Raw genomic sequence first — 20,056 nt, 5'->3', positions numbered from 1 at the left:
CCTACCTCCCCGTTTCCCGGGTGAGCTGTCGCTCACCCGCACACACCTGCTCGATGACGTCGACGACCGTCCGCTCGGAGCGGTCCCAGGACAGCCCCGCCACGCTCGCGGCGACGTCCTGCGTCGACAGCGCCGCACGCCGGTCCACGGCCCGGCACAGCCCGTCCGCGATCCCGTCCGGCGTGGGGCGGGCCCACTCCACGAACGGGTTGTCGAGGTCCGCGCGGGACCCGCGCCAGTCGTTCACCACCGGCAGCACGCCGGCCGCCAGCAGCTCGACGGCGATCAGCGAGATGTTGGTGAACGACAGCGCCAGCCCGGCCGCGCACCGCTGGTAGAGCTCGTTGAGCTGCGCGGGCGTCCGGTGCGCGTGCACGTCGGCGGGGAACGGCAGCCGCCGGACCCGGGCGCCGAAGGTGTGGATCGGCACCTCCGGGCGCAGGCGGTGGAACCGCTCCAGGGCCAGGACCGCCAGCTCGTACCCGCGGCGGGGGGTGGTCGGCCGGCAGTAGAGGACCACGCCGTCGCGCGGGCCGTCGTCGCGGGCGCCGTACACCGCGGTGTCGCAGCCGAACTCGGCCACGGTGGGGGAGATGCCGAAGCGCTCGCGGAGCTCGTCGGCGACCATGTGGCCGACCGTGACCACCTGGAACCCGAAGCGGTAGGTGTCCTCGGCCAGCTCGTAGAGCGAGCCGCGCGGGTAGAAGTAGGGCTCGAAGTCCTGCACGAGGTAGAAGCGGTGCCCGGTGCCGCGACCGTGGCGGGCCAGGACGTGCGCGGTGTCCCAGGAGCTGGCGACGTACGCGTCCATGGCCGGCAGGCCGTCGGCCACGGAGCGGACCTCGGCGCGGACCCGCGGCCAGCGCGCGCGGATCATCGCCTCGTGCCGCTCCACCGGGCCGCCGCCGACGTCGTAGAGGTAGAGGACGCAGCGGTGCCCGGCCCGCTCCAGCGCCTCGACGAAGCGCAGCAGGGTGGTGTGCCCGCCCGAGGTCGGCCCCGGCGGGGTGATCACCCAGCCGACCTCCAGGGCGGTGCCGCGCGGGCGGACCGGGCCCGGCGGCGGGAGGACCACCCGCGCCGAGTCGACGACGTCGTCCGGGTGCATGCCGAGGTCGGCGCCGAGGGCGAGCCGCCGGGTGGCCGTGCGCACGGCACGCTCGGTGAGGCCCGCGGGGCCCTCGGCGCGCAGGGCCCGGACGGCCTTGCCGGCGAGGACCACGCCGTCCCGTGGGTTCACAGGCCCGTCCCTCGCCAGCGGCGGGCGTGCACCTCGCGCCGGGCCCGGTACACGAGCGCGGGCAGCAACAGGCCGGGCAGGTACCGCGCCCGCGCCGTCCCCGCGGCGACCGACCGCCGCAGCCGCGGCCCGTGCGGCAGCCGGTCGAGGTCCTCGACCTGACCGGCGGCGAAGGCCAGGTAGGCGTCGGTCACCGCGTCACCGGCCCAGCCGCGGACGTAGGCCTGGCACACCCGCGCCACCGCCTCGTCGGCGAGCGCGGTCCGCGCCAGCGCGAGCAGCCGGCGGTCCTCGCCGGGGTCGCCGAGGCCGTCCTCGAACAGCGTCGTGTACGCCTCGGCCCGCTCGTGCAGGTCGGTGACGACGTCGACGGCGCGCGCCGACCGGCTCGCCCCGTGCTCGCGGTGCCAGGCCTGGTCGGGGCCGCGGAGGTGGCCCACGTCGGCGGCCCGGGCGAGCCGCATCCACATCTCCATGTCGTGCGTGTGCGCCAGCTCGCGCTGGCCGCCGACCTCGCGGACGACGTCCATGCGCATGAGGACCTCGGGCGAGGTGATGCAGTTGACGCCCAGCCGGCAGCGCAGCTCCAGCCACCGCGGACCGGACCAGACGGTCCAGCCGCGCACCCGCGTGCGCGGGCGGGGCAGCGTCTCGCCCGAGAAGTGCAGCGGGGCGCCGTAGACCATGCCGACCTCGGGCCGGCTCTCGGCGAGCGCGGTGGCGCGGGCGAGCGAGCCGGGGGTGAGCGCGTCGTCGGCATCGAGCCGGACGAGGTACTCGCCGCCGGCCACGGCCAGCCCGTCGTTGAAGGTGGCGACCGGCCCGGCGTTGGAGCGGTGCGCGACCACCGTGACCCGCGGGTCCGCGGCGGCCAGCCGCCGCGCGACGGCGAGCGAGTCGTCCCGCGAGCAGTCGTCGACGACGACCACCTCGACCTCGACGCCCTCCTGGCTCAGCGCGCTGCCCACCGAGGTGGGCAGGTAGCGCGCGTAGTCGAAGCAGGGGACGACGACGCTAACCCTCGGTCGCCGGACGGGCGCCGCCGGGGGGTTGCGCACGCGTGCGAGCACCAGTCCGGGCGGGGGGACCGACCGGCCGGGAGCACGCCTGACCCCGGCCGTCACGACCTGGTCCCCGTGGCACACATGGGCGCGGAGTGTGCCAGTTGGGAGGGCGCAACAGGGGAGTTCCGGTGACGGGTGAAGCCGGAACCCCCACAACGAGTGGTTCTCCGCGGTTCCGGGACCATCTCCGGCTGCCGAGGGGGGAGGCGCGCGGCCGGACCGGGACCGCCGGTGCGGACGTGGTGCCCCGTGACGCTCCTGTGACCTGAGTGGAGTCCTGTGGCGCCCGGACCGATTTCTCCTGGTACTCGGCCGGTCACTCGGCGCTACGTTCCCGCGGTGCCGAGAGCCCGCTCCCCCCGGAGCCGTCCCGCCCGCCGTGCCGGCAGCCGCCGCCTGGTCGCCCTCGTGCTCGTCTGCGCCGCGGTGCTGACCGGCGCCTCGCTGCTGCAGGTGGCCGGGTCGTCGGTGCCCGTCACCGAGACCACGGAGGCGGGCTCGTGGTCGTCCTCCTGGTCGGCGTGGTGGCAGCGGCTCGTCTCCCGCGACCAGCACGGCGCCAGCCGGGGCCAGCGGACCGAGGCGCCCCGCTCCTCGACCGCCCCCTCCCGGCCGCCGGCGACGTCCCCGGGCGGGACGACCACCCCGTCCGCCCCGGCGCCGGTGCCGACGACCCCGGCGCCGACGACCCCGGTGCCCACGACCCCGGTGCCCACGACGACGGTCCCGACGACCCCGGCCCCCACCGGCAGCGCGTCCCCGTCCACCCCGGCCACGCCGCCGCGGACGACGACGCCGCAGCCGGCGCCCTCGACGGCGACCGGCCCCGTCCCGAACCCCGCCAACACCGGCGTCCCGGCCGGGTGGACGCCGGCCACCACGCGCACGACCGACCTGCACGTCACCACCCCCGGCGCCGTCGTCCAGGACGTCCGCCTGGTCGGCGCCGACCTGGTCATCGACGCCGACGACGTGACCGTCCGCCGGGTCGAGGTCCAGGGCGGCTCGATCACCAACGTCGCCGGCTCGCGGTGCCGCAACGGCCTGCTGCTCGAGGACGTGTCCGTGGTCCGGGCGCCGGGACAGGTGACCGGCGGGGACGCCCCCGCCGTCGGCGCCGGTGGCTACACCGCCCGCCGCGTCGAGATCGACGGACTCCCCGAGGGCTTCCGGGTGGCCGGCCGGAGCCTGGGCTGCGGCGCGGTCACCATCGAGGACTCCTTCGCCCGCATCACGTCCCCGGACCGCTGCGGCGACTGGCACGGCGACGCGCTGCAGGGCTACGACGGCCCGGCGCTCACCGTCCGGAACGTCACGCTGCACATGGTGGAGGCCGACGGCTGCTACGGCACCGCGCCGTTCTTCTACCCGGCCGGGCAGGGCAACACCTCGGTCGACGTCGACGGGCTGCTCGTCGCCGGCGGCGGCTACTCCTTCCGGCTGGGCATGCCGGGGTCGGTCCGCGGGCTGCGGATCGCCGACGGCGGCTACGGCTACGGACCGGTCGCGGTGAGCTGCGCGGGCCTGACCGCCTGGGAGGCGCGGGTCGTGCCGATCGGTGCGGACTACCAGCCGACCGGCGCCGGCCGCAGCCAGTCCTGCACCGGCAGCTGACGCCCGGTCAGGGGGTCGCCGGCGCCTGACCGCGGCGCCGGCCCTTGACCACCCGGGCCGCCAGGTCGCGGGCCCGCCGCCGGGGCTGCTGCGCCTCGGCGGCCAGCCGCGGCAGCCAGTCCCGGTCGACGCCCGGGCGCACGCTGGTCCGGGCCACCCGCCACCGGCGCAGGTCGGCCAGGCCGCCGTCGCTGGTGTAGACGCGCTCGTAGCCGGCCCGCCGCAGGTGCGCCAGCACCACCCGGTCGTAGCGGCCGAACGGGATGGCCGCCTCCGTGATCGGGTGGCCGGAGGCGTCGGCGAGCACCTCGGCGGAGCGGCGGAACTCCTCGTCGACCTCGTCCGGGCGCAGCCGGCGCCAGTCGCGGTGGCACCAGCCGTGCGTGCCGACCGGCATCCCGGCGGCGACGAGCTCGCGGACGCCGTCCACCCCGACCCGGCCGGGGCGCTCCAGCCAGCCCGCGCACGGGAAGAAGGCGGCGGTCAGTCCCCGCTCCACCAGCCGCGGCAGGGCGATGGTCACGTCGGACAGGAAGCCGTCGTCGACGGTGAGGACCACCGGCAGCCCGGCGGTGTCCAGCGAGTCGAGCAGCGTCTCGAACTCGTCGGTGGACACCCAGTAGTCCCGCTCCTCGGGGGTCACGTCGGGGGGCTCGGGCCCGATGCCGTGCACGTTGACGACCAGCAACGGGCCCTGCTCGACCGCGGTCATGAGGCCGGGGCGCTCCTGTCTCCGGATGGCGTCCGTGGATGCCCGGTGACTGTAGGTGAACGACGCCGTCCGGAGCACGAGAACGCCCGGCCCGTCACCGCTTCGGGGATAAGGTGCGCCACCCGCGTCGCGGGGACGGCCCGGCCGCGGGCGGGTCCCTGCCGCCGGACGACGCGACGAGCAGGGGGGCCGCCGTGCACGAGCGCACGACCGTGAGACCGCCGGAGCTGCGCCTCGTCCCGCCCGGTCCACCGGACCCGGGGCCGGGGCCGCGCCGCCGGTGGCTCGCCGTCGTCGGCGCCACCGCCGCCGTCCTGCTCGCGGTGGTGCTCGCGGTCGCGTGGACGGGCGACGACCCGGGCGGCACGGTGACCCCGGTCCGCCCGGCCACCCTCTTCCCGGACGGTCAGGGACCCGACTCCGACGTCGGGCACACCGACGGGCGCCCCGTCGAGCTCGGCATCCGCTTCACCGCGACGGTCGACGGCACGCTGACCGGCCTGCGCTTCTACCGCGCCGCGGGCGACGGCGCGGCGCACGCGGCCACCGTCTGGTCCTCGACGGGAGCGGTCCTCGGCGAGGCGACGTTCCCCTCCCGCGACACCCCCGGCTGGCAGGAGACCCCGCTGGACCGGCCGGTCCCGCTGACCGCCGGCGGCGTCTACGTGGCCAGCTACCACGCCGACGGCGGGTACGTGGCGTCGCTGGGCTGGTTCCGCCAGCCCCTCCCGGACCCCGGCCCGGTCGCCGTGGTGGCCGACGGCGGCGCCGGCGTCTTCCGCTACAGCGACGTGCCCGTGCTGCCCGACGGGACCTACGACGCGGCCAACTACTGGATCGACGTGCTGTTCGTCCCGGCCGGGCAGGCGACCGGCCCCGCCCCGGCCGACCCGGGCAGCCCGACGTCCGCGCCGGCGCCGGCCCCCACCGGCCCCGGCGCCTCCGGCCGCGCGGCGCCCGGCGAGGTCGGCTTCCGGGGGGACCGCGGCGACCTCACCGTCGTCGACGGCCCCGACAGCGCACCGCCGGGCACCTCGTGGCAGGACGGGACGCTCGTCGTGCTCGGGGACGAGGTGACGCTGGACCACGTCTGGGTCCGCGGCAGCGTCGTGCTCCCGGGACCGGGCGTCCTCACGATCACCGACAGCGTGGTCGAGGCCAACGGGGCGGCCTGGTCGGTGGTCCTCGCCGAGGACGCCGCCGGCGAGCTGCGGATCAGCGACTCGACGATCGTCTGGCCGGAGGACGTGCCGTCGCCGGCCGGCGACTGGGGCAACGGCGCGGTGCACGGCAACGCGCGGATGGTGCTGCTGCGCAACGACATCTCCGGGACGCCCGACGGCATCCAGCAGGGCACCGGCAGCAGCCGGTTCGAGGAGAACGTCGTCCACGACCTGCGCAGCCTGCCCGGCAGCCACAACGACGGCATCCAGCTCTACGGCGGCGACGACGTCGTCGTCCGGGGCAACCACATCGTCCTCGACGGGCCGGCCGAGAACCAGAACGCCGCGGTCTTCCTCAGCGACGACGGCGGCGGCTTCACCGCACCGGTCGTGGCCGACAACTACCTGGTGGGCGGCGGGTTCGTGCTGCGCCTGGAGGCCGGGTGCGTCGGTGCCGACGTGACCGGCAACGACTTCGGACCGCTGGACGGCTACGGCGAGGTCGACGTCGCGCCCGGGGCGTCGGTGGACGCCTGGGAGGACAACGTCACGGCCGACGGCTCGGTGCTGCCCCGACCCTGACCGCCGCCGTCGGCCGGACCACCCGGTGGGGTGGTCTGCGAGAAGGCGCGCGCGGAGGGGGCCCGCGAGGGGGCCCCCGTCGCTAGCCTGCGCCGCATGCTCGCCACCAACGGGGCCCACTGAGGTGCGGCGGCCCGCTGACCAGGAGAAAGACCCGGTACTCGTCTTCGCCGGCCTCGACTGGTGGTACCACAACCGCGCGCACGCGGACTTCCAGCTGGCGTTCCGGCTGGCCGAGGAGCGCCGCGTGCTGCTCGTCAACGGCATCGGCATGCGGGTGCCCTGGCCGGGGCGGACCTCCGGGGTGGCCGGCCGGCTGGGCCGCAAGCTGCGGAGCGTCCTCCGCGGGGTGCGGCAGCCGCTGGCCGACGTCCCCGGTTTCCACGTGTACTCGCCGCTGAGCGTGCCGGCCTACGGCTCGCGGCTGGGGCGGGCGCTGAACACCCGGCTGGTGCGCTGGCAGGTCCGCGCGGTCCTGTGGTGGCTGCGCATGCCCGCCCCCTCGGTGCTCCTCAGCCCGCCGACCGCCTGGTCCGTGGTCCGCGGCCTGCCGAGGCGGAGGGTCCTGGTCAACCGGTCGGACAAGCTCTCGGCCTGGTCGGAGGTCGACACGGGCCACATCCGTGCCCTCGAGGAGGAGTCGCTGCGGGAGGCCGACGCCGTCCTGTACGTGGCCCACTCCCTCATGGCCGAGGACGCGCCGCTGGCGGGGGAGCGGGCGGTGTTCCTCGACCACGGCGTGGACGCCGCCTGGTTCGACGACGCCGGCGGGGAGCCGCCGCCCAAGCTGCAGCGGGTGCCGGGTCCGCGGGTCGGCTTCGTCGGCACGATGCGCGACCACACCGTCGACCTGGAGCTGCTGCGCCGGGTGGCCGTCGAGCTGCCCGACGTCTCCCTCGTCGTCGTCGGCCCCGTGTTCATGGACCTCGACGGGCTCGACGAGCTGCCCAACGTCCACCTCGTCGGCGCGCGGCCGCACGCGGAGGTGCCGCGCTGGTGCGCCGGCCTGGACGTCGCCCTGATGCCGTGGCTGGACAACGAGTGGATCCGGGCCTGCAACCCGATCAAGATGAAGGAGTACCTGGCCCTCGGGCTGCGGACGGTCACCACCGACTTCCCCGAGGCCCGGCGCTACGCGGACGTCCTCGACATCGCCCGGTCCGCCGACGAGTTCGTGGACCTGGTGCGCGCCGCGGTGGCCGACCCCCGGCCCGGGGACGCCGCGCAGCGGCGCGCCGCCGTGGCGGGCGACACCTGGGACGCGCGGACGGCCGAGCTCGCCCGGCTGCTCGCCCCGGAGGCCCCGCCCGGGTCCTCGTCCGGCCCGTCGTCCGGCCCGTCGTCCGGCTCCTCGTCCGGGGCCTCGTCCCGCCGCCTGCCCCCGTCCCGACCGGTGCCCGCCGGCGACCTCGCCTCGTGAGCCCGAGGAGGGCCATGCGTACCGTGACGTCCCCGCGATCCCCGCGCGTGCTGGTGATCGTGCAGAACCTGCCCGTCCCGCTGGACCGGCGGGTGTGGCTGGAGTGCCAGGCCCTCGCCTCCGCCGGCGTCACCGTGTCGGTGATCTGCCCCAAGGGACCCGGCGACCCCGGCTACGAGCTGCTCGACGGCGTCCACCTGTTCAAGTACCGCCCCGCCCCGGCGACCCGCGGCCTGCTCTCCTACCTGTGGGAGTTCGTGTACGCCTGGGTGCGCACGGCGCTGCTGTCGGTCCGGGTCCGCCGCCGGGTGGGCTTCGACGCCATCCAGGCGTGCAACCCGCCGGACACCTACTGGCTGCTGGCCCGGCTGTGGCGGCGTGCCGGGGTGCGGTTCCTCTACGACCAGCACGACCTCAACCCCGAGGTCTTCCGGTCCCGGTTCGGGGAGCCGCGCGGCCTCGTGGCCCGGCTGCAGTACCGGACGCTGCTGTGGCTCGAGCGCAGCACCTACCGCACCGCCGACCACGTGGTCTCCACCAACGAGTCCTACCGGTCGATCGCCGTGCAGCGCGGGGGGCGGGACCCGCAGCGGGTGACGGTGGTGCGGTCGGGGCCCGACACGTCGGTGATGCGGCCGCGCGACCCGGAGCCGGAGCTGCGCCGCGGCCGCCGCCACCTGCTCGTCTACCTGGGGATCATGGGCCCCCAGGACGGGGTCGACGTCGCGCTGCGGGCGCTCGACGTCCTGGTGCACCGGCACGGCCGGTCCGACGTCCACCTGGCGCTGCTGGGTTTCGGCGACTCGCTCGACGACCTGGTCGCCCTCAGCGCGGAGCTGGACCTCACCGAGCACGTGACCTTCACCGGCCGGGCCGACGCCGCCACGATCGCCCGCTACCTGTCGACGGCGGCGCTCGGCGTGTGCCCCGACCCGCTCAACCCGCTCAACGACGTCTCCACCATGAACAAGGTCATGGAGTACATGGCCTTCGCGGTGCCGTCGGTGGGCTTCGACCTCCGGGAGTCGCGGGTGTCGGCCGGCGACACCGGCGTCTACGTGGACCCGGCCGCCGGGCCCGAGGGACTCGCGTCGGCGATCGCCGACCTGCTCGACGACGAGGAGCGCCGGGTGGCGCTGTCGCTGGCCGCCCGCGACCGGGCGGTGCGCGAGCTCGACTGGCGGGCGCAGGCCGAGCGCTACCTCACCGCCTGGACGGCGCTGCTCGGCCCGCTGCCCCGGGTCCCGGCCCCGCGCCGGGCGGACGGGCCGGCGCCGGACCGGGTCGAGGCCCTGGTCCGGGCGCGCGGGGACGAGCCGGTCCCGCCGGCCGCGGTCGGCACGGCGCGGACGACCGCCCCGTAGTGCCGCCCGGGTGCGCGGCACCCCCGGTCCGCGCACCCGGTCCGGGCGTGCCACGTACACTGGCCGGAGCCCGGCGAGGGAGGCGGTCCGTCCGCGCTCCGTGATCGACGTGCGTGTGCTCCTGCGAGGTGTGCCGCGCCCGGCCGCCGGCACCAGGCCCATCCGCTGTCTGAGGAGCACACCACCGTGGCTGACTTCCGCCTCGTCGCCGAGGCCCGCACCGAGTTCGGCAAGGGCAGCGCCCGCCGGACCCGCCGCGCGGGCCGCATCCCGGCCGTCCTGTACGGGCACGGCCAGGACGTCGTCCACCTGTCGCTGCCGGCCCTCGAGTTCGCCGCGGTGCTGCGCAACGGCGGCACCAACGCCCTGATCACTGTCGTCCTCGACGGCCAGGAGCAGCTCGCGCTCACCAAGTCGGTGCAGCGCGACCCGCTGACCCGCCAGCACGAGCACGTCGACCTGCTGGTCGTCCGCCGGGGCGAGCGCGTCACCGTCGACGTCCCCGTCGTCGTCGTGGGCGACGCCGCCGCCGAGACCCTGGTCAGCGTCGAGCTGAACACCGTCTCCGTGGAGGCGCCCGCGACCGCGATCCCCGAGACGATCGAGGTCGACGTCACCGGTCACGAGGCCGGCAACGGCGTCACCGCCGGCGAGCTGTCGCTGCCCGGCGGCGCCACCGTGCTCACCGACCCCGAGGCGCTGGTCGTCAACGTCATGGCCGCCCCGACCGCCGAGCAGCTCGACGCCGAGCTCGCCGAGGCCGAGGCCGAGGCCGGCATCGAGCGCGAGGAGTCCGCGCCGGCCGAGGAGGCCGCCGGCGAGGGCGACGTCGTCCCCGAGCCGCTCGAGCAGGGCAGCGGCGAGTCGATCGAGTCGACCGAGAACAGCTGAGGTCCCCGCTGACCGAGAGCACGACCCGCAGGGGCGCCGGCACCGCCGGCGCCCCTGCGGCGTCCGCACCCTCCGAGGGGCCGTTCCTCGTCGTGGGGCTGGGCAACCCCGGCCCCTCCTACTCCGGCAACCGGCACAACGTCGGCGCGATGGTGCTCGACGAGCTCGCCGCCCGCGCCGGCGTGCGGCTCACCGCCGGCAAGGGCGCCCGCGCCCGCGCGCTGGCCGGTGAGGGGCGCCTGGCCGGCCGCCGCGTCGTCCTGGCCCGGCCGACCACGTACATGAACGAGTCCGGCGGGCCGGTGCGCGGCCTGCTCGACTACCACAAGCTGCCGGCCACGGACCTCGTCGTCGTCCACGACGAGCTCGACGTCCCCTTCGCCGCGGTGCGCCTCAAGCGCGGCGGCGGCGAGGGCGGGCACAACGGGCTGCGCTCGATCAGCCGCGCGACGGGCACGAGGGACTACCTCCGCGTGCGGGTCGGCATCGGCCGGCCACCGGGCCGCCAGGACCCCGCCGACTTCGTGCTGCGCGACTTCTCCGCCACCGAGCGCAAGGAGCTCGACCTGCTGGTCGCCGAGGCGGCCGACGCCGCCGAGGAGCTGCTCACGCGGGGCCTCGAGGCGGCGCAGAACGTGGTCCACCCGCGCACCTGATCCTCCCCTTCGGGTGAACAGTCACTCTCCGCATTGACCCTCCCATGACGCTCTGTGAGTGTCGATGGCGCGGAGGGGGAGTCCCGCGCTGGTTCGCTCCGGTGAGTTGACACGCACCGTGACGGGCGACCCCCTCGCACACGCAGAGTGACGCGGGGCGAGGGGGAGACGTGCTGCTGGACCGCCACGGTGCAGGACCGGGGACCGCCGCGCAGGCCCGGCTCACCCCCGGCCCGGTCGCCGCGCGGCTGCGGACGGTGCCCCGCCCGCCGTCGCGCCGCTGGGAGGGCCGCTACTCCGCCGTCCTGCACGCCCTCGACCTCACCGCCGCGGTCGCCGCGACCGGGGCCGTGGTCCTCGCCTCGCCGGCACCGGTGCGCGCCGCCCTGGTGCTGCCGGCGCTCGCCCTGGTGCTCGTCTGGCCGGTGCTGCTCGTCGGCACCGGCGCGCACGACGAGCGCGTCTTCGGCACCGGCAGCGACGAGTTCCGCCGCGTCGGCCGGGCCGGGTTCCTCCTGCTGACCCTGAGCAGCTTCACCTCCTACGCCGCGCACCTGGACCTCAGCCGCGGCCTCGTCGTCCTCGCCGTCCCCGGCCTGACCGTGCTGACCCTCGCCGGCCGGTACGCCGCCCGGTGCCGGCTGCGCCGGCTGCGGGCCCGGGGCTCGTGCACCAAGCGGGTGGTGGTCGTCGGCCGCGGCGGCGCGGTGACCGAGCTGGCGGCCCGCCTGCGCGGCGGGGTCTTCGCCGGGCTGGAGGTCGTGGCCGCCTGCGTGACGCCGGAGAGCCGGACGCGGGTCGCCGAGGTGCTCGGCGTCCCGGTCACGGGGCTCGACGACGTCGCCGCCGCGGTGGCCCGGCACGGGGCCGACACCGTCGCGGTGACCTCCGCCAGCGAGACCGCGGCGGAGTACCTCCGCCGGCTGTCCTGGGAGCTCGAGGGCACCGGCACCGAGCTGCTGGTCGCGCCGGGCCTCATCGAGGTCGCCGGCCCGCGGCTGCACATCCGCCCGTTCGAGGGCCTGCCGCTGCTGTCGATCGAGCAGCCCCGCTTCGAGGGCTGGGGCCGGGTGGTCAAGGGCGGCGTCGACCGCGCCGTCGCCGCGCTCGCCGTGCTGCTGCTGGCGCCGGTGCTGCTGGCGCTGGCCCTCGCCGTCCGGCTGGACAGCCCGGGTCCGGTCCTCTACCGCCAGGAGCGCGTGGGCGTGAACGGCCGGCGGTTCACCATCCTCAAGTTCCGCAGCATGGCCGTCGACGCCGACCGCCGGCTGGCCGAGCTGCTCGACCGCAACGAGGGCGACGGGCTGCTGTTCAAGATGCGCCACGACCCTCGCGTGACCCGGGTCGGCCGCTGGCTGCGCCGCTTCTCCCTCGACGAGCTGCCGCAGCTGTTCAACGTCCTCGGCGGGTCCATGTCGCTGGTCGGCCCGCGCCCGCCCCTGCCGACGGAGGTCGAGCGCTACGACACCTCGGTCAGCCGCCGGCTGCTGGTCAAGCCGGGCCTCACCGGCCTGTGGCAGATCTCCGGCCGCAGCGACCTGTCGTGGGAGGAGGCCGTGCGCCTGGACCTCCGCTACGTGGAGAACTGGTCGCTGGCGCTGGACGCGCTGATCCTCGTCAAGACGGTGCGCGCCGTGGTCAGCAGCTCCGGCGCCTACTGAGCCGCCGCCGTCCGCCGCGGTCTCACCCCCGCCTCACCCCCGTGCCACCCCGCGGGGGGACGAGCGCAGTTCCTCCCCGTTCCTAGCGTCGGAGCGGACCTCCCGCCCGAGGTCCCCGGCCCACCGCTCGCGCACCCGCGCGGCGCCACACCCTCCCGGAGGACGACCGATGGCCCGCACGAGCATCGCCATGGTGGGGACCCGCGGTGTCCCGGCCCGCTACGGCGGCTTCGAGACGGCGGTGGAGGAGGTGGGTCGCCGGCTCGTCGAGCGCGGGCACCGGGTGGTCGTCTACTGCCGCACGGCCCCCGGGGCGGAGGAGCCCCCGCCGGCCGGGCACCTCGGCATGGAGCTGGTGCACCTGCCCGCCGCCCGCCGCCGGTCGCTGGAGACCCTGAGCCACACCGCCCTGTCGGTGCGGCACCTGCTGGCGCACCGCACCGACGCGGCGATCCTCTTCAACGCGGCCAACGCGCCGCTGCTGCCGGCGCTGCGGGCCGCCCGCATCCCGGTCGCCACGCACGTCGACGGCCTGGAGTGGAAGCGCGCGAAGTGGGGTCCGGTCGGCCGGCGCTACTACCGCGTCACCGAGGCCCTGGCCGTCCGGTGGTCCGACGTCCTCATCGCCGACGCCGAGGGCATCGCCGAGTACTACCGCGAGGCCTTCGCAGCCCCGACCACGCTGCTCACCTACGGCGCCCCGCTGATCGCCCCGGGTTCGCACCGGCTCGCCGAGGCCGGCCTCGAGCCCGGCGGCTACCACCTGGTCGTCGCCCGCTTCGAGCCGGAGAACCACGTCGACCTGATCGTCGAGGGCTACACCTCCAGCGAGGCGGGCAAGCCGCTGGTCGTCGTCGGGTCGGCGCCCTACGCCGACGAGTACACCCGCCGGGTGCACGCGCTCGCCGACGAGCGGGTGCGCTTCCTCGGCGGGGTGTGGGACCAGGAGCTGCTCGACCAGCTCTACGCCAACTGCGCGACCTACCTGCACGGCCACTCCGTCGGCGGCACCAACCCGTCGCTGCTGCGCGCGATCGGCGCGGGGGCGGCGGTCACCGCCTTCGACGTGTCCTTCAACCGCGAGGTCGTCCGGGACTCGGGCCGCTTCTTCCGCACGCCGCAGGACGTGGCGCGGGAGCTGGCCGCCGTCGAGGCCGACCCGGAGGGCACCCGGCGGGCCGGCCGCCGCGCCCGCATCCTCGCCGCCCGCTACGACTGGGACGAGGTCGCCGCCGGCTACGAGGAGCTGGCCCTGCGGCTGGCCGCGCGCGACGTGCCCCGGCGGCGGCCCAGCGGCCGCCGGCGTCCGACGGCGGCCGACCTGCCGCTGACGCCGGCCGTGCCCACCGGCGAGCCGGCGCCGCCGGCCGAGGTCGTACCCGACAACGTCGTCCCCCTGCCGACCCCGGCGCCGGGCGGCTGGCGCTCCCTCCCGGCGGGCCAGCAGTGACCGCCGCGACCGCGGCGGGTCCCGCCGCCGGCGAGACGCTCGCCGGGACCGTCCGCCGGCTGGCCGGCGCGCAGAAGGGCGCCCAGGGCGCCCCCGCCTACTCGCGGTTCGTCAACCGGCCGCTGGGCCGGGTGCTGGCCGCGCTCGCCTTCCACGCCGGGCTCACGCCCAACGCGGTGACCGCCGTGAGCGCGGGGTGGACGACGGCCGGCATCGTGCTGCTCGCGGTGGCGCCGCCGGCGTGGGCCACCGGCGCCGCGGTTGCCGCGTGCCTGGTGCTCGGCTACGCCCTCGACTCGGCCGACGGCCAGCTCGCCCGCCTCCGCGGCGGCGGGTCGCCGGCGGGGGAGTGGCTCGACCACGTGGTCGACAGCGCCAAGATCGCCAGCCTCCACCTCGCCGTGCTGCTCTGCCTGACCCGTGTCGACGGCCTCGCCCGTGGCTGGCTGCTGGTCCCGCTTGGTTTCTCGGTCATGGCGGTCGTGCACTTCTCCGCGACCCTGCTCAACGAGGCGCTGCGGGCCCGGCACGGCGTCCGCACCCGGGCGGCCGCCACCGACACCCGGCCGAGCGTGCTGCGCTCGCTGCTCGTCGCGCCCACCGACTACGGCGTCCTCTGCCTGGTCTTCGTCCTGCTCGGTGCGCCGGCGGTCTTCCTCGGCGCGTACGGGCTGCTGGCCCTCGGCACGGCCGGCTACGTCGTCCTGGCGCTGGGGCGCTGGTACCGCGAGATGGGAGCCCTGCCCCGATGAGTCCCCGAGACGAGGCGACCCCGGCGCCGTCCTCCCGCCGCCGCCTGCTGCTGGCCGGGGTGGCCGTCCTCCTGTGCGCGGCGCTCGCCGTCCTCGCGGTCGTGGCCGGACGCGGCGGCGGGGACGGCGACACCGCCGCGGCCGCGACGACCGCCGCCCCGGGGACGACGGCGACCGCCTACCCGACCGAGGTGGTCCTCCCGACCGGCACCGTGCCCCCGGCACCACCCACGCCGGAGCCGACCGGTCCCACCGAGGACGCGACGGCGCTGCCGCCGAGCCTGCCGCCCGTGGTGGTGGGTGAGCAGGCCGCCGTGGGCGACGGCGTCACGGCCGAGGTCCAGGACCTCGAGGCGGTCGAGGGCAGCGCCGAGGGTCCCGGTCAGGTCGCCGGTCCCGCGGTGCGGGTGACCGTGCGGATCACCAACGGCACCGACGCGCCCGTCTCGCTGGACGCCGTCGCCGTGGACCTGACCACCGGCCCGGACGCCACTCCTGCGTCCCCGCTCGAGGACGCGTCGTACGCACCCTTCACCGGGACCGTCGAGCCGGGCGGCGACGCCGTCGGCGTCTACGTCTTCACCGTGCCCGGAGACGCCCGCGACGCGGTGACGGTCGCCGTCGGCTACCAGGCCGGCGCTCCCTACCTGGTGTTCACCGGCACCGCCGACTGAGCCCGCCCCGACCGGCGCCCGCCGGCCTCCCCGGAGGCCGGCGGGCGCCGTCGTACGTCCGGGACCCCGCCGCCGGTGACGGAGCGTTACCCGCGCGGGTGACCAGGGGCCACCTGTGGGTGGCCGGACACCTGATCAGGTGATCGCACACTCCCGGTGCCCGTGTCACCGTCACTCTCGGTGAAGGGCGGCCGATGACGGCCCGCCCGGGTACATGGGGGAGACGAGCGTGTCTGCACGTGTGTGGTCGTTGCCTGCTGCGTCCTTCCGGGCGGTGGCGGGACTGCTGAGCCTGCTGCTGGTCGCCGGGGTCCTGGGCCTCGCGGTCCCGGCCACCGCCCGGGCGGACGCGACGCCGTTGGACCCCGGCACGCCGGCGACCGTCACGGCCGACGTGCTCCCCACCGTCCAGGTCAACGGGGTGGTCTGGGCGCAGGTCGTCGTCGGCAACACCGTCTACGTGGCCGGGAAGTTCACGCGGGCCCGTCCCGCCGGCGCAGCTCCAGGGCAGCAGGAGACGGTCCGGAACAACCTGCTCGCCTTCGACATCCGCACGGGCCAGCTGGTCACGTCGTTCACGCCGGACCTGAACGGCCAGGCCCTGGCGATCGCCGCCTCACCTGACGGCAGCCGCGTCTTCGTCGGGGGCGACTTCACCGTCGCCAACGGCCAGCCCCGCAACCGCGTCGCGGCCTACGACACCGCCACCGGTGCGCTCGTCGCCGACTGGCGCCCGAGCGTCAGCGGGCAGGTGCGGGCGATCGCCACCCTCGGCACCTCGGTCTACCTCGGCGGCGCGTTCACCGCGGTGGGGACGACCAGCCGCACGCGGCTGGCTGCGGTGTCCTCGGTCAACGGCGCCCTGCTGCCGTGGGCCCCGGTGCCCGGCATCGGCTCCACGGCGGGCAACGTGCTGCCGATCTGGCAGGACGAGGCGACCCTCACCCCCAAGCGGGACGCCCAGGGCAACGTCGTCCTGGACACGGCCGCCAACTCGCGGACGAGCAACGACGTCCAGGCGCTGGTCGTCGCGGGCGGCAAGGTCATCGCCGCGGGCCGCTTCGACAGCCTCAACGGCGTCAAGGCCACGGGGGTCGGTGCCCTCGACCCGGTCAGCGGGGCGACCCGTCCCTTCGCGGTCAACCAGCTGATCACCAACCAGGGCGCCAACTCCGCCATCTGGAGCCTGTCGACCGACGGACGGGCCGTGTACGGCACCGGCTACGACTACTACGGCCCCGGCAACATGGAGAGCGCCTTCGCCGCCTCGGCGACCGACGGTGCACTGCTCTGGGCCAGCACCTGCCGCGGGGACACGTACACCAGCTGGCCGCTCGGCGGGGTCGTCTACACCGGCTCGCACGTGCACCTCTGCGGCAACATCGGCGAGTGGGCGGAGTTCGAGCCCCGGCAGCACCGGTACGCGGCGGCCTTCAGCGCCACCGCCGCCGGGACCAACGGCCCCTTCACGTTCGTCAACGCCAACTTCGCCGGCACGCCGGCGCCCGCCCTGCTGACCTGGTGGCCCACCCTGGCGCCGGGCACCGCCAGCGGCCAGGAGCAGTCCGCCTGGTCGATCACCGGCAACGACCAGTACCTCGTCTACGGCGGCGAGTTCCCGAGCGTCAACGGCGTGCCGCAGCAGGGCCTGGTGCGCTTCGCGCTGCCAGGGACGGCGCCGAGCACCGTCGCGCCGAGTTCGGGCACCCTCACGCCCACCCTCACCTCGCCCGCCCCCGGCACCGCCCGGGTCGTCTGGCGTGAAGCCAACGACCCCGACAACGAGCACCTCACCTACTCCGTCTACCGGGACGACGTCCCCACGCCGGTGTACCAGGTGACCAGCGGACAGGACTGGTGGAACCGGGAGACGCTGGCCTTCACCGACCGCGGCCTGACCGCGGGTGCGCACACCTACCGGGTCGTCGTGGCCGATCCGCAGGGCAACCGCAACAGCGGGTCCTGGGCGTCGGTCACCGTGTCCGCCGGCACCACCCCGGCGCGCGGCTACGTCGAGATGGTCCGGGCCGACGGTGCCCAGTCGCTGTGGTCGCTCGGGAACACCGGCTTCGCCCTGGACCAGGTCGGCGGCTACGACCTGGCGGTGAACGGCGGCGTCACGCGTGGCCAGGCCGGCGCACTGGCCGGAGACGGTGACACGGCCGCGGCGCTCAACGGGGCCGGTGGGCTGGCCGCCACGACCGTCCAGGCGCCGGCCCCGCAGGTCTTCTCGCTCGAGGCGTGGGTCAACACCCGGACCACGGCCGGCGGCATCGTCGTCGAGTTCGGCAACCGCAACACCGGGATCGCCCCCGCCCACGACCGCCTCGTCTACTTCGACCGTGCGGGCCGGCTGAACTTCGGCGTCTGGCAGAACGCCTACAAGGTCATCAGCAGCCCCCGGGCGTACAACGACGGTCGCTGGCACCACGTGGTCGCGACCTTCCGGGCCGGGTCGATGGTCCTGTACGTCGACGGGGCGCAGGTCGCCGCCCGCACCGACGTGCTCATGGGCGAGCCGAGTCACGGCTGGTGGCGGATCGGCGGTGGCTACAGCTGGGAGTTCGCGGGCGACTCCTGGTACAACGGCCGGGTCGACGAGGTGGCCGTCTACCAGTCGGTGCTCCCCGCGGACCGGGTCGCCCAGCACTTCGCCGCCGGGAGCACCGGCAACACCCCCAACCTGCCCCCGACGGCGATGTTCTCCGGCACGACCACCGACCTCACCGTCGCGCTCGACGCATCGGCCGCGGCCGACCCCGACGGCACGGTGACGTCGTGGGCCTGGGACCTCGGGGACGGCACGACGGCCGAGGGCCGCACGCTGACCCACACCTACGCGGCCCCCGGCACCCAGGTGGTCCGGCTGACGGTCACGGACGACGACGGCGCGACGGCGACCAGCAGCCAGGTGGTCACCGCCTCCGCACCGCCCACCGGCATCGGGTCGATCGCGGCGGACGCCTTCGACCGCGAGGTTGCCACCGGCTGGGGGACCGCCCAGGTCGGCGGCGCCTGGACGGTGACCGGGGCGGCCGGCAGCTCGGCGGTCACGGGCGGCAGCGGGCGGCTGACGGCCGCGCCCGGCAGGGACGCCTCGGCCCGGCTCGCCGCGGTCTCGCGGACGGACGTCGCCGCGCAGGCCGACCTCGTGCTCCCCGCCGTCCCCACCGGTGGCGGGGCGTACGCGAGCCTGGCGCTGCGGCGGTCCGGCAGCAGCGACTACCGGCTCAAGCTCTGGTACCGCAGCACCGGCCAGCTCACCGCGATGCTGGTCGCAGTCGTCAACGGCGCCGAGCGGACCCTCGGCCAGTACGCGGTGCCGGGCTCCGTGGCCGCCGGTGAGGAGCTGACCGTGCGCGTGGAGGTCCAGGGGACCGGGACGACGCAGCTGCGGGCCAAGGTGTGGCGCAGCGCGACCGCCGAGCCCGCCGCCTGGGCGGTCACCGCGACCGATGCGACGGCTGCCCTGCAGCGGCCCGGCGCCGTGCTCCTCTACCTCTACGCCTCGGGCAGCGCCACGGCGCCGGTCACGATGCGGGTCGACGACCTCCGCGCGGAGCCGGCCGGCACGGTCACGGTGGCCAACCGGGCGCCCACGGCCGCCTTCACCGCGACCCCCGACGGTCTGTCGGTGGCCGTCGACGGCTCGGCCTCGGTCGACGCCGACGGCGCGGTCGCCGGTCACACCTGGGACTTCGGCGACGGGACGTCGGCCACCGGCCGCACCGCGACGCACGCCTACGGCGCTGCGGGGACCTACACGGTCCGGCTGACCGTCGTCGACGACCTCGGCACGACCGGTACGACCACCCGCCAGGTCACGGTCGCGACGCCGACCCCGACGCCGACCCCGACCCCGACGCCGACCCCGACCCCGACGCCGACGCCGACCCCGACGCCGACCCCGACCCCGACGCCGACCCCGACGCCGACCCCGACGCCGACCCCGACGCCGACCCCGACGCCCGGGTCCCCGGCCCTCGGGACCGACTCCTTCGAGCGGCAGGTCACCGACGGCTGGGGGACCGCGGACAGCGGGGGACCGTGGACCGTCGCCGGGATGGCCGGCAACGGCTCGGTCACCGGCGGCGCGGGACAGCTGCGCGGTGCGGCCGGTCAGGGGACCGTGGCCTCCCTGGACGCGGTCTCCCGCACCGACGTGGCGGTCCAGGCGGAACTGACGCTGCCGCAGGCACCCACCGGGGGCGGGACCTACGTCAGCCTGGGCACCCAGCGCGTCGGCCTGACCGATTACCGGGTCAAGCTGCGCTTCACCGCGACCGGTGCCGTGGACCTCTCGCTCGTCCGCATGGTGCGCAACGTGGAGACGGTGCTCGGCACGGCTCGGCTGGCCGGCACCTACGCGCCCGGGACCTCGCTGACGGTCCGCTTCGAGACCGCCGGGACGGGGACGACGACCCTGCGGGTGAAGCAGTGGGTCACCGGGACGGCCGAGCCGGCCGCCTGGTTGCTCGAGCGCACCGACACCACCGCCGCGCTTCAGCGTTCTGGCGTCGTGTTCCTCGAGGAGTACGTGTCCGGCAGCGCCACCGCGCCGTCGGCGGTCCGGGTCGACGACGTCTGGGTCGGGCCGGCCGGCACGGCCCCGGCCACGGCGTGAGCGCCCCGGCGGGGGGGGGGGGGGGGGGGGGGGGGGGGGGGGGGGGGGGGGGGGGGGGGGGGGGGGGCGGGGGCGGGGGGGCGGGGGGGGGGGGGGGGGGGGGGGGGGGGGGGGGGGGGGGGGGGGGGGGGGGGGGGGGGGGGGGGGGGGGGGGGGGGGGCGGGGGGGGGGGGGGGGGGGGGGGGGGGG

14 protein-coding genes are annotated in these 20,056 nt (G+C 76.4%); 11 read left to right on the top strand and 3 right to left on the bottom strand.

The window, feature by feature from the left end:
• Position 1 precedes the first annotated feature (1 nt).
• Complete coding sequence (locus ACI798_RS19850) at positions 2–1,240, bottom strand: rhamnosyltransferase WsaF family glycosyltransferase (RefSeq protein WP_456943038.1); 1,239 nt, start codon at positions 1,238–1,240, stop codon at positions 2–4.
• Entirely contained in the window at positions 1,237–2,298 is a 1,062-nt protein-coding gene (locus ACI798_RS19845) for a glycosyltransferase family 2 protein (protein ID WP_456943037.1), read from the bottom strand. Before ACI798_RS19845 ends, ACI798_RS19850 begins: the two co-directional genes overlap by 4 nt.
• A gap of 345 nt (positions 2,299–2,643) precedes the next feature.
• Here ACI798_RS19845 and ACI798_RS19840 point away from each other — a divergent pair, with 345 nt between their 5' ends.
• Positions 2,644–3,918: a hypothetical protein gene (locus ACI798_RS19840; protein WP_457048743.1), complete on the top strand. Its 1,275-nt coding sequence runs from the start codon at positions 2,644–2,646 to the stop codon at positions 3,916–3,918.
• A 7-nt stretch (positions 3,919–3,925) separates the two neighbouring features.
• Here ACI798_RS19840 and ACI798_RS19835 read toward each other — a convergent pair whose 3' ends face one another.
• Entirely contained in the window at positions 3,926–4,630 is a 705-nt protein-coding gene (locus ACI798_RS19835) for a polysaccharide deacetylase family protein (protein WP_457048742.1), read from the bottom strand.
• Between the two features lie 212 nt (positions 4,631–4,842).
• Between ACI798_RS19835 and ACI798_RS19830 the strand changes: the two genes are divergently transcribed.
• The 10 genes from ACI798_RS19830 (at position 4,843) to ACI798_RS19785 (ending at position 19,867) form a co-directional block, all read left to right on the top strand.
• Positions 4,843–6,375: a DUF4082 domain-containing protein gene (locus tag ACI798_RS19830; protein ID WP_457048741.1), complete on the top strand. Its 1,533-nt coding sequence runs from the start codon at positions 4,843–4,845 to the stop codon at positions 6,373–6,375.
• A 124-nt stretch (positions 6,376–6,499) separates the two neighbouring features.
• A complete protein-coding gene (locus tag ACI798_RS19825) occupies positions 6,500–7,795 on the top strand; it encodes a glycosyltransferase (protein WP_457048740.1) in 1,296 nt (431 codons plus the stop codon).
• A gap of 14 nt (positions 7,796–7,809) precedes the next feature.
• Positions 7,810–9,159: a glycosyltransferase family 4 protein gene (locus ACI798_RS19820; RefSeq protein ID WP_456943032.1), complete on the top strand. Its 1,350-nt coding sequence runs from the start codon at positions 7,810–7,812 to the stop codon at positions 9,157–9,159.
• Positions 9,160–9,345: 186 nt separating this feature from the next.
• Complete coding sequence (locus tag ACI798_RS19815) at positions 9,346–10,050, top strand: 50S ribosomal protein L25/general stress protein Ctc (RefSeq protein WP_456943031.1); 705 nt, start codon at positions 9,346–9,348, stop codon at positions 10,048–10,050.
• 92 nt (positions 10,051–10,142) lie between these two features.
• Positions 10,143–10,706, top strand: a complete 564-nt coding sequence (gene pth, locus ACI798_RS19810; RefSeq protein WP_456943030.1) for an aminoacyl-tRNA hydrolase — start codon at positions 10,143–10,145, stop codon at positions 10,704–10,706.
• 170 nt (positions 10,707–10,876) lie between these two features.
• Complete coding sequence (locus ACI798_RS19805; protein WP_456943029.1) at positions 10,877–12,367, top strand: sugar transferase; 1,491 nt, start codon at positions 10,877–10,879, stop codon at positions 12,365–12,367.
• Between the two features lie 169 nt (positions 12,368–12,536).
• Entirely contained in the window at positions 12,537–13,817 is a 1,281-nt protein-coding gene (locus tag ACI798_RS19800; RefSeq protein ID WP_457048739.1) for a DUF1972 domain-containing protein, read from the top strand.
• Positions 13,814–14,569 carry a CDP-alcohol phosphatidyltransferase family protein gene (locus ACI798_RS19795; protein WP_457048738.1) on the top strand — a complete coding sequence of 252 codons (756 nt, stop codon included), beginning with the start codon at positions 13,814–13,816 and terminating at the stop codon, positions 14,567–14,569. The genes ACI798_RS19800 and ACI798_RS19795 overlap by 4 nt, the downstream gene beginning before the upstream one ends.
• Positions 14,566–15,243 (top strand): hypothetical protein, encoded by a 678-nt coding sequence (locus ACI798_RS19790; RefSeq protein ID WP_457048737.1) that lies wholly within the window; start codon positions 14,566–14,568, stop codon positions 15,241–15,243. Before ACI798_RS19795 ends, ACI798_RS19790 begins: the two co-directional genes overlap by 4 nt.
• A 274-nt stretch (positions 15,244–15,517) precedes the next feature.
• Entirely contained in the window at positions 15,518–19,867 is a 4,350-nt protein-coding gene (locus ACI798_RS19785; RefSeq protein WP_457048736.1) for a PKD domain-containing protein, read from the top strand.
• The last annotated feature ends 189 nt before the right edge of the window (positions 19,868–20,056 follow it).

The organism is Geodermatophilus sp. SYSU D01045 (assembly GCF_054050295.1).
This window is presented reverse-complemented; position numbering and strand designations above follow the sequence as displayed.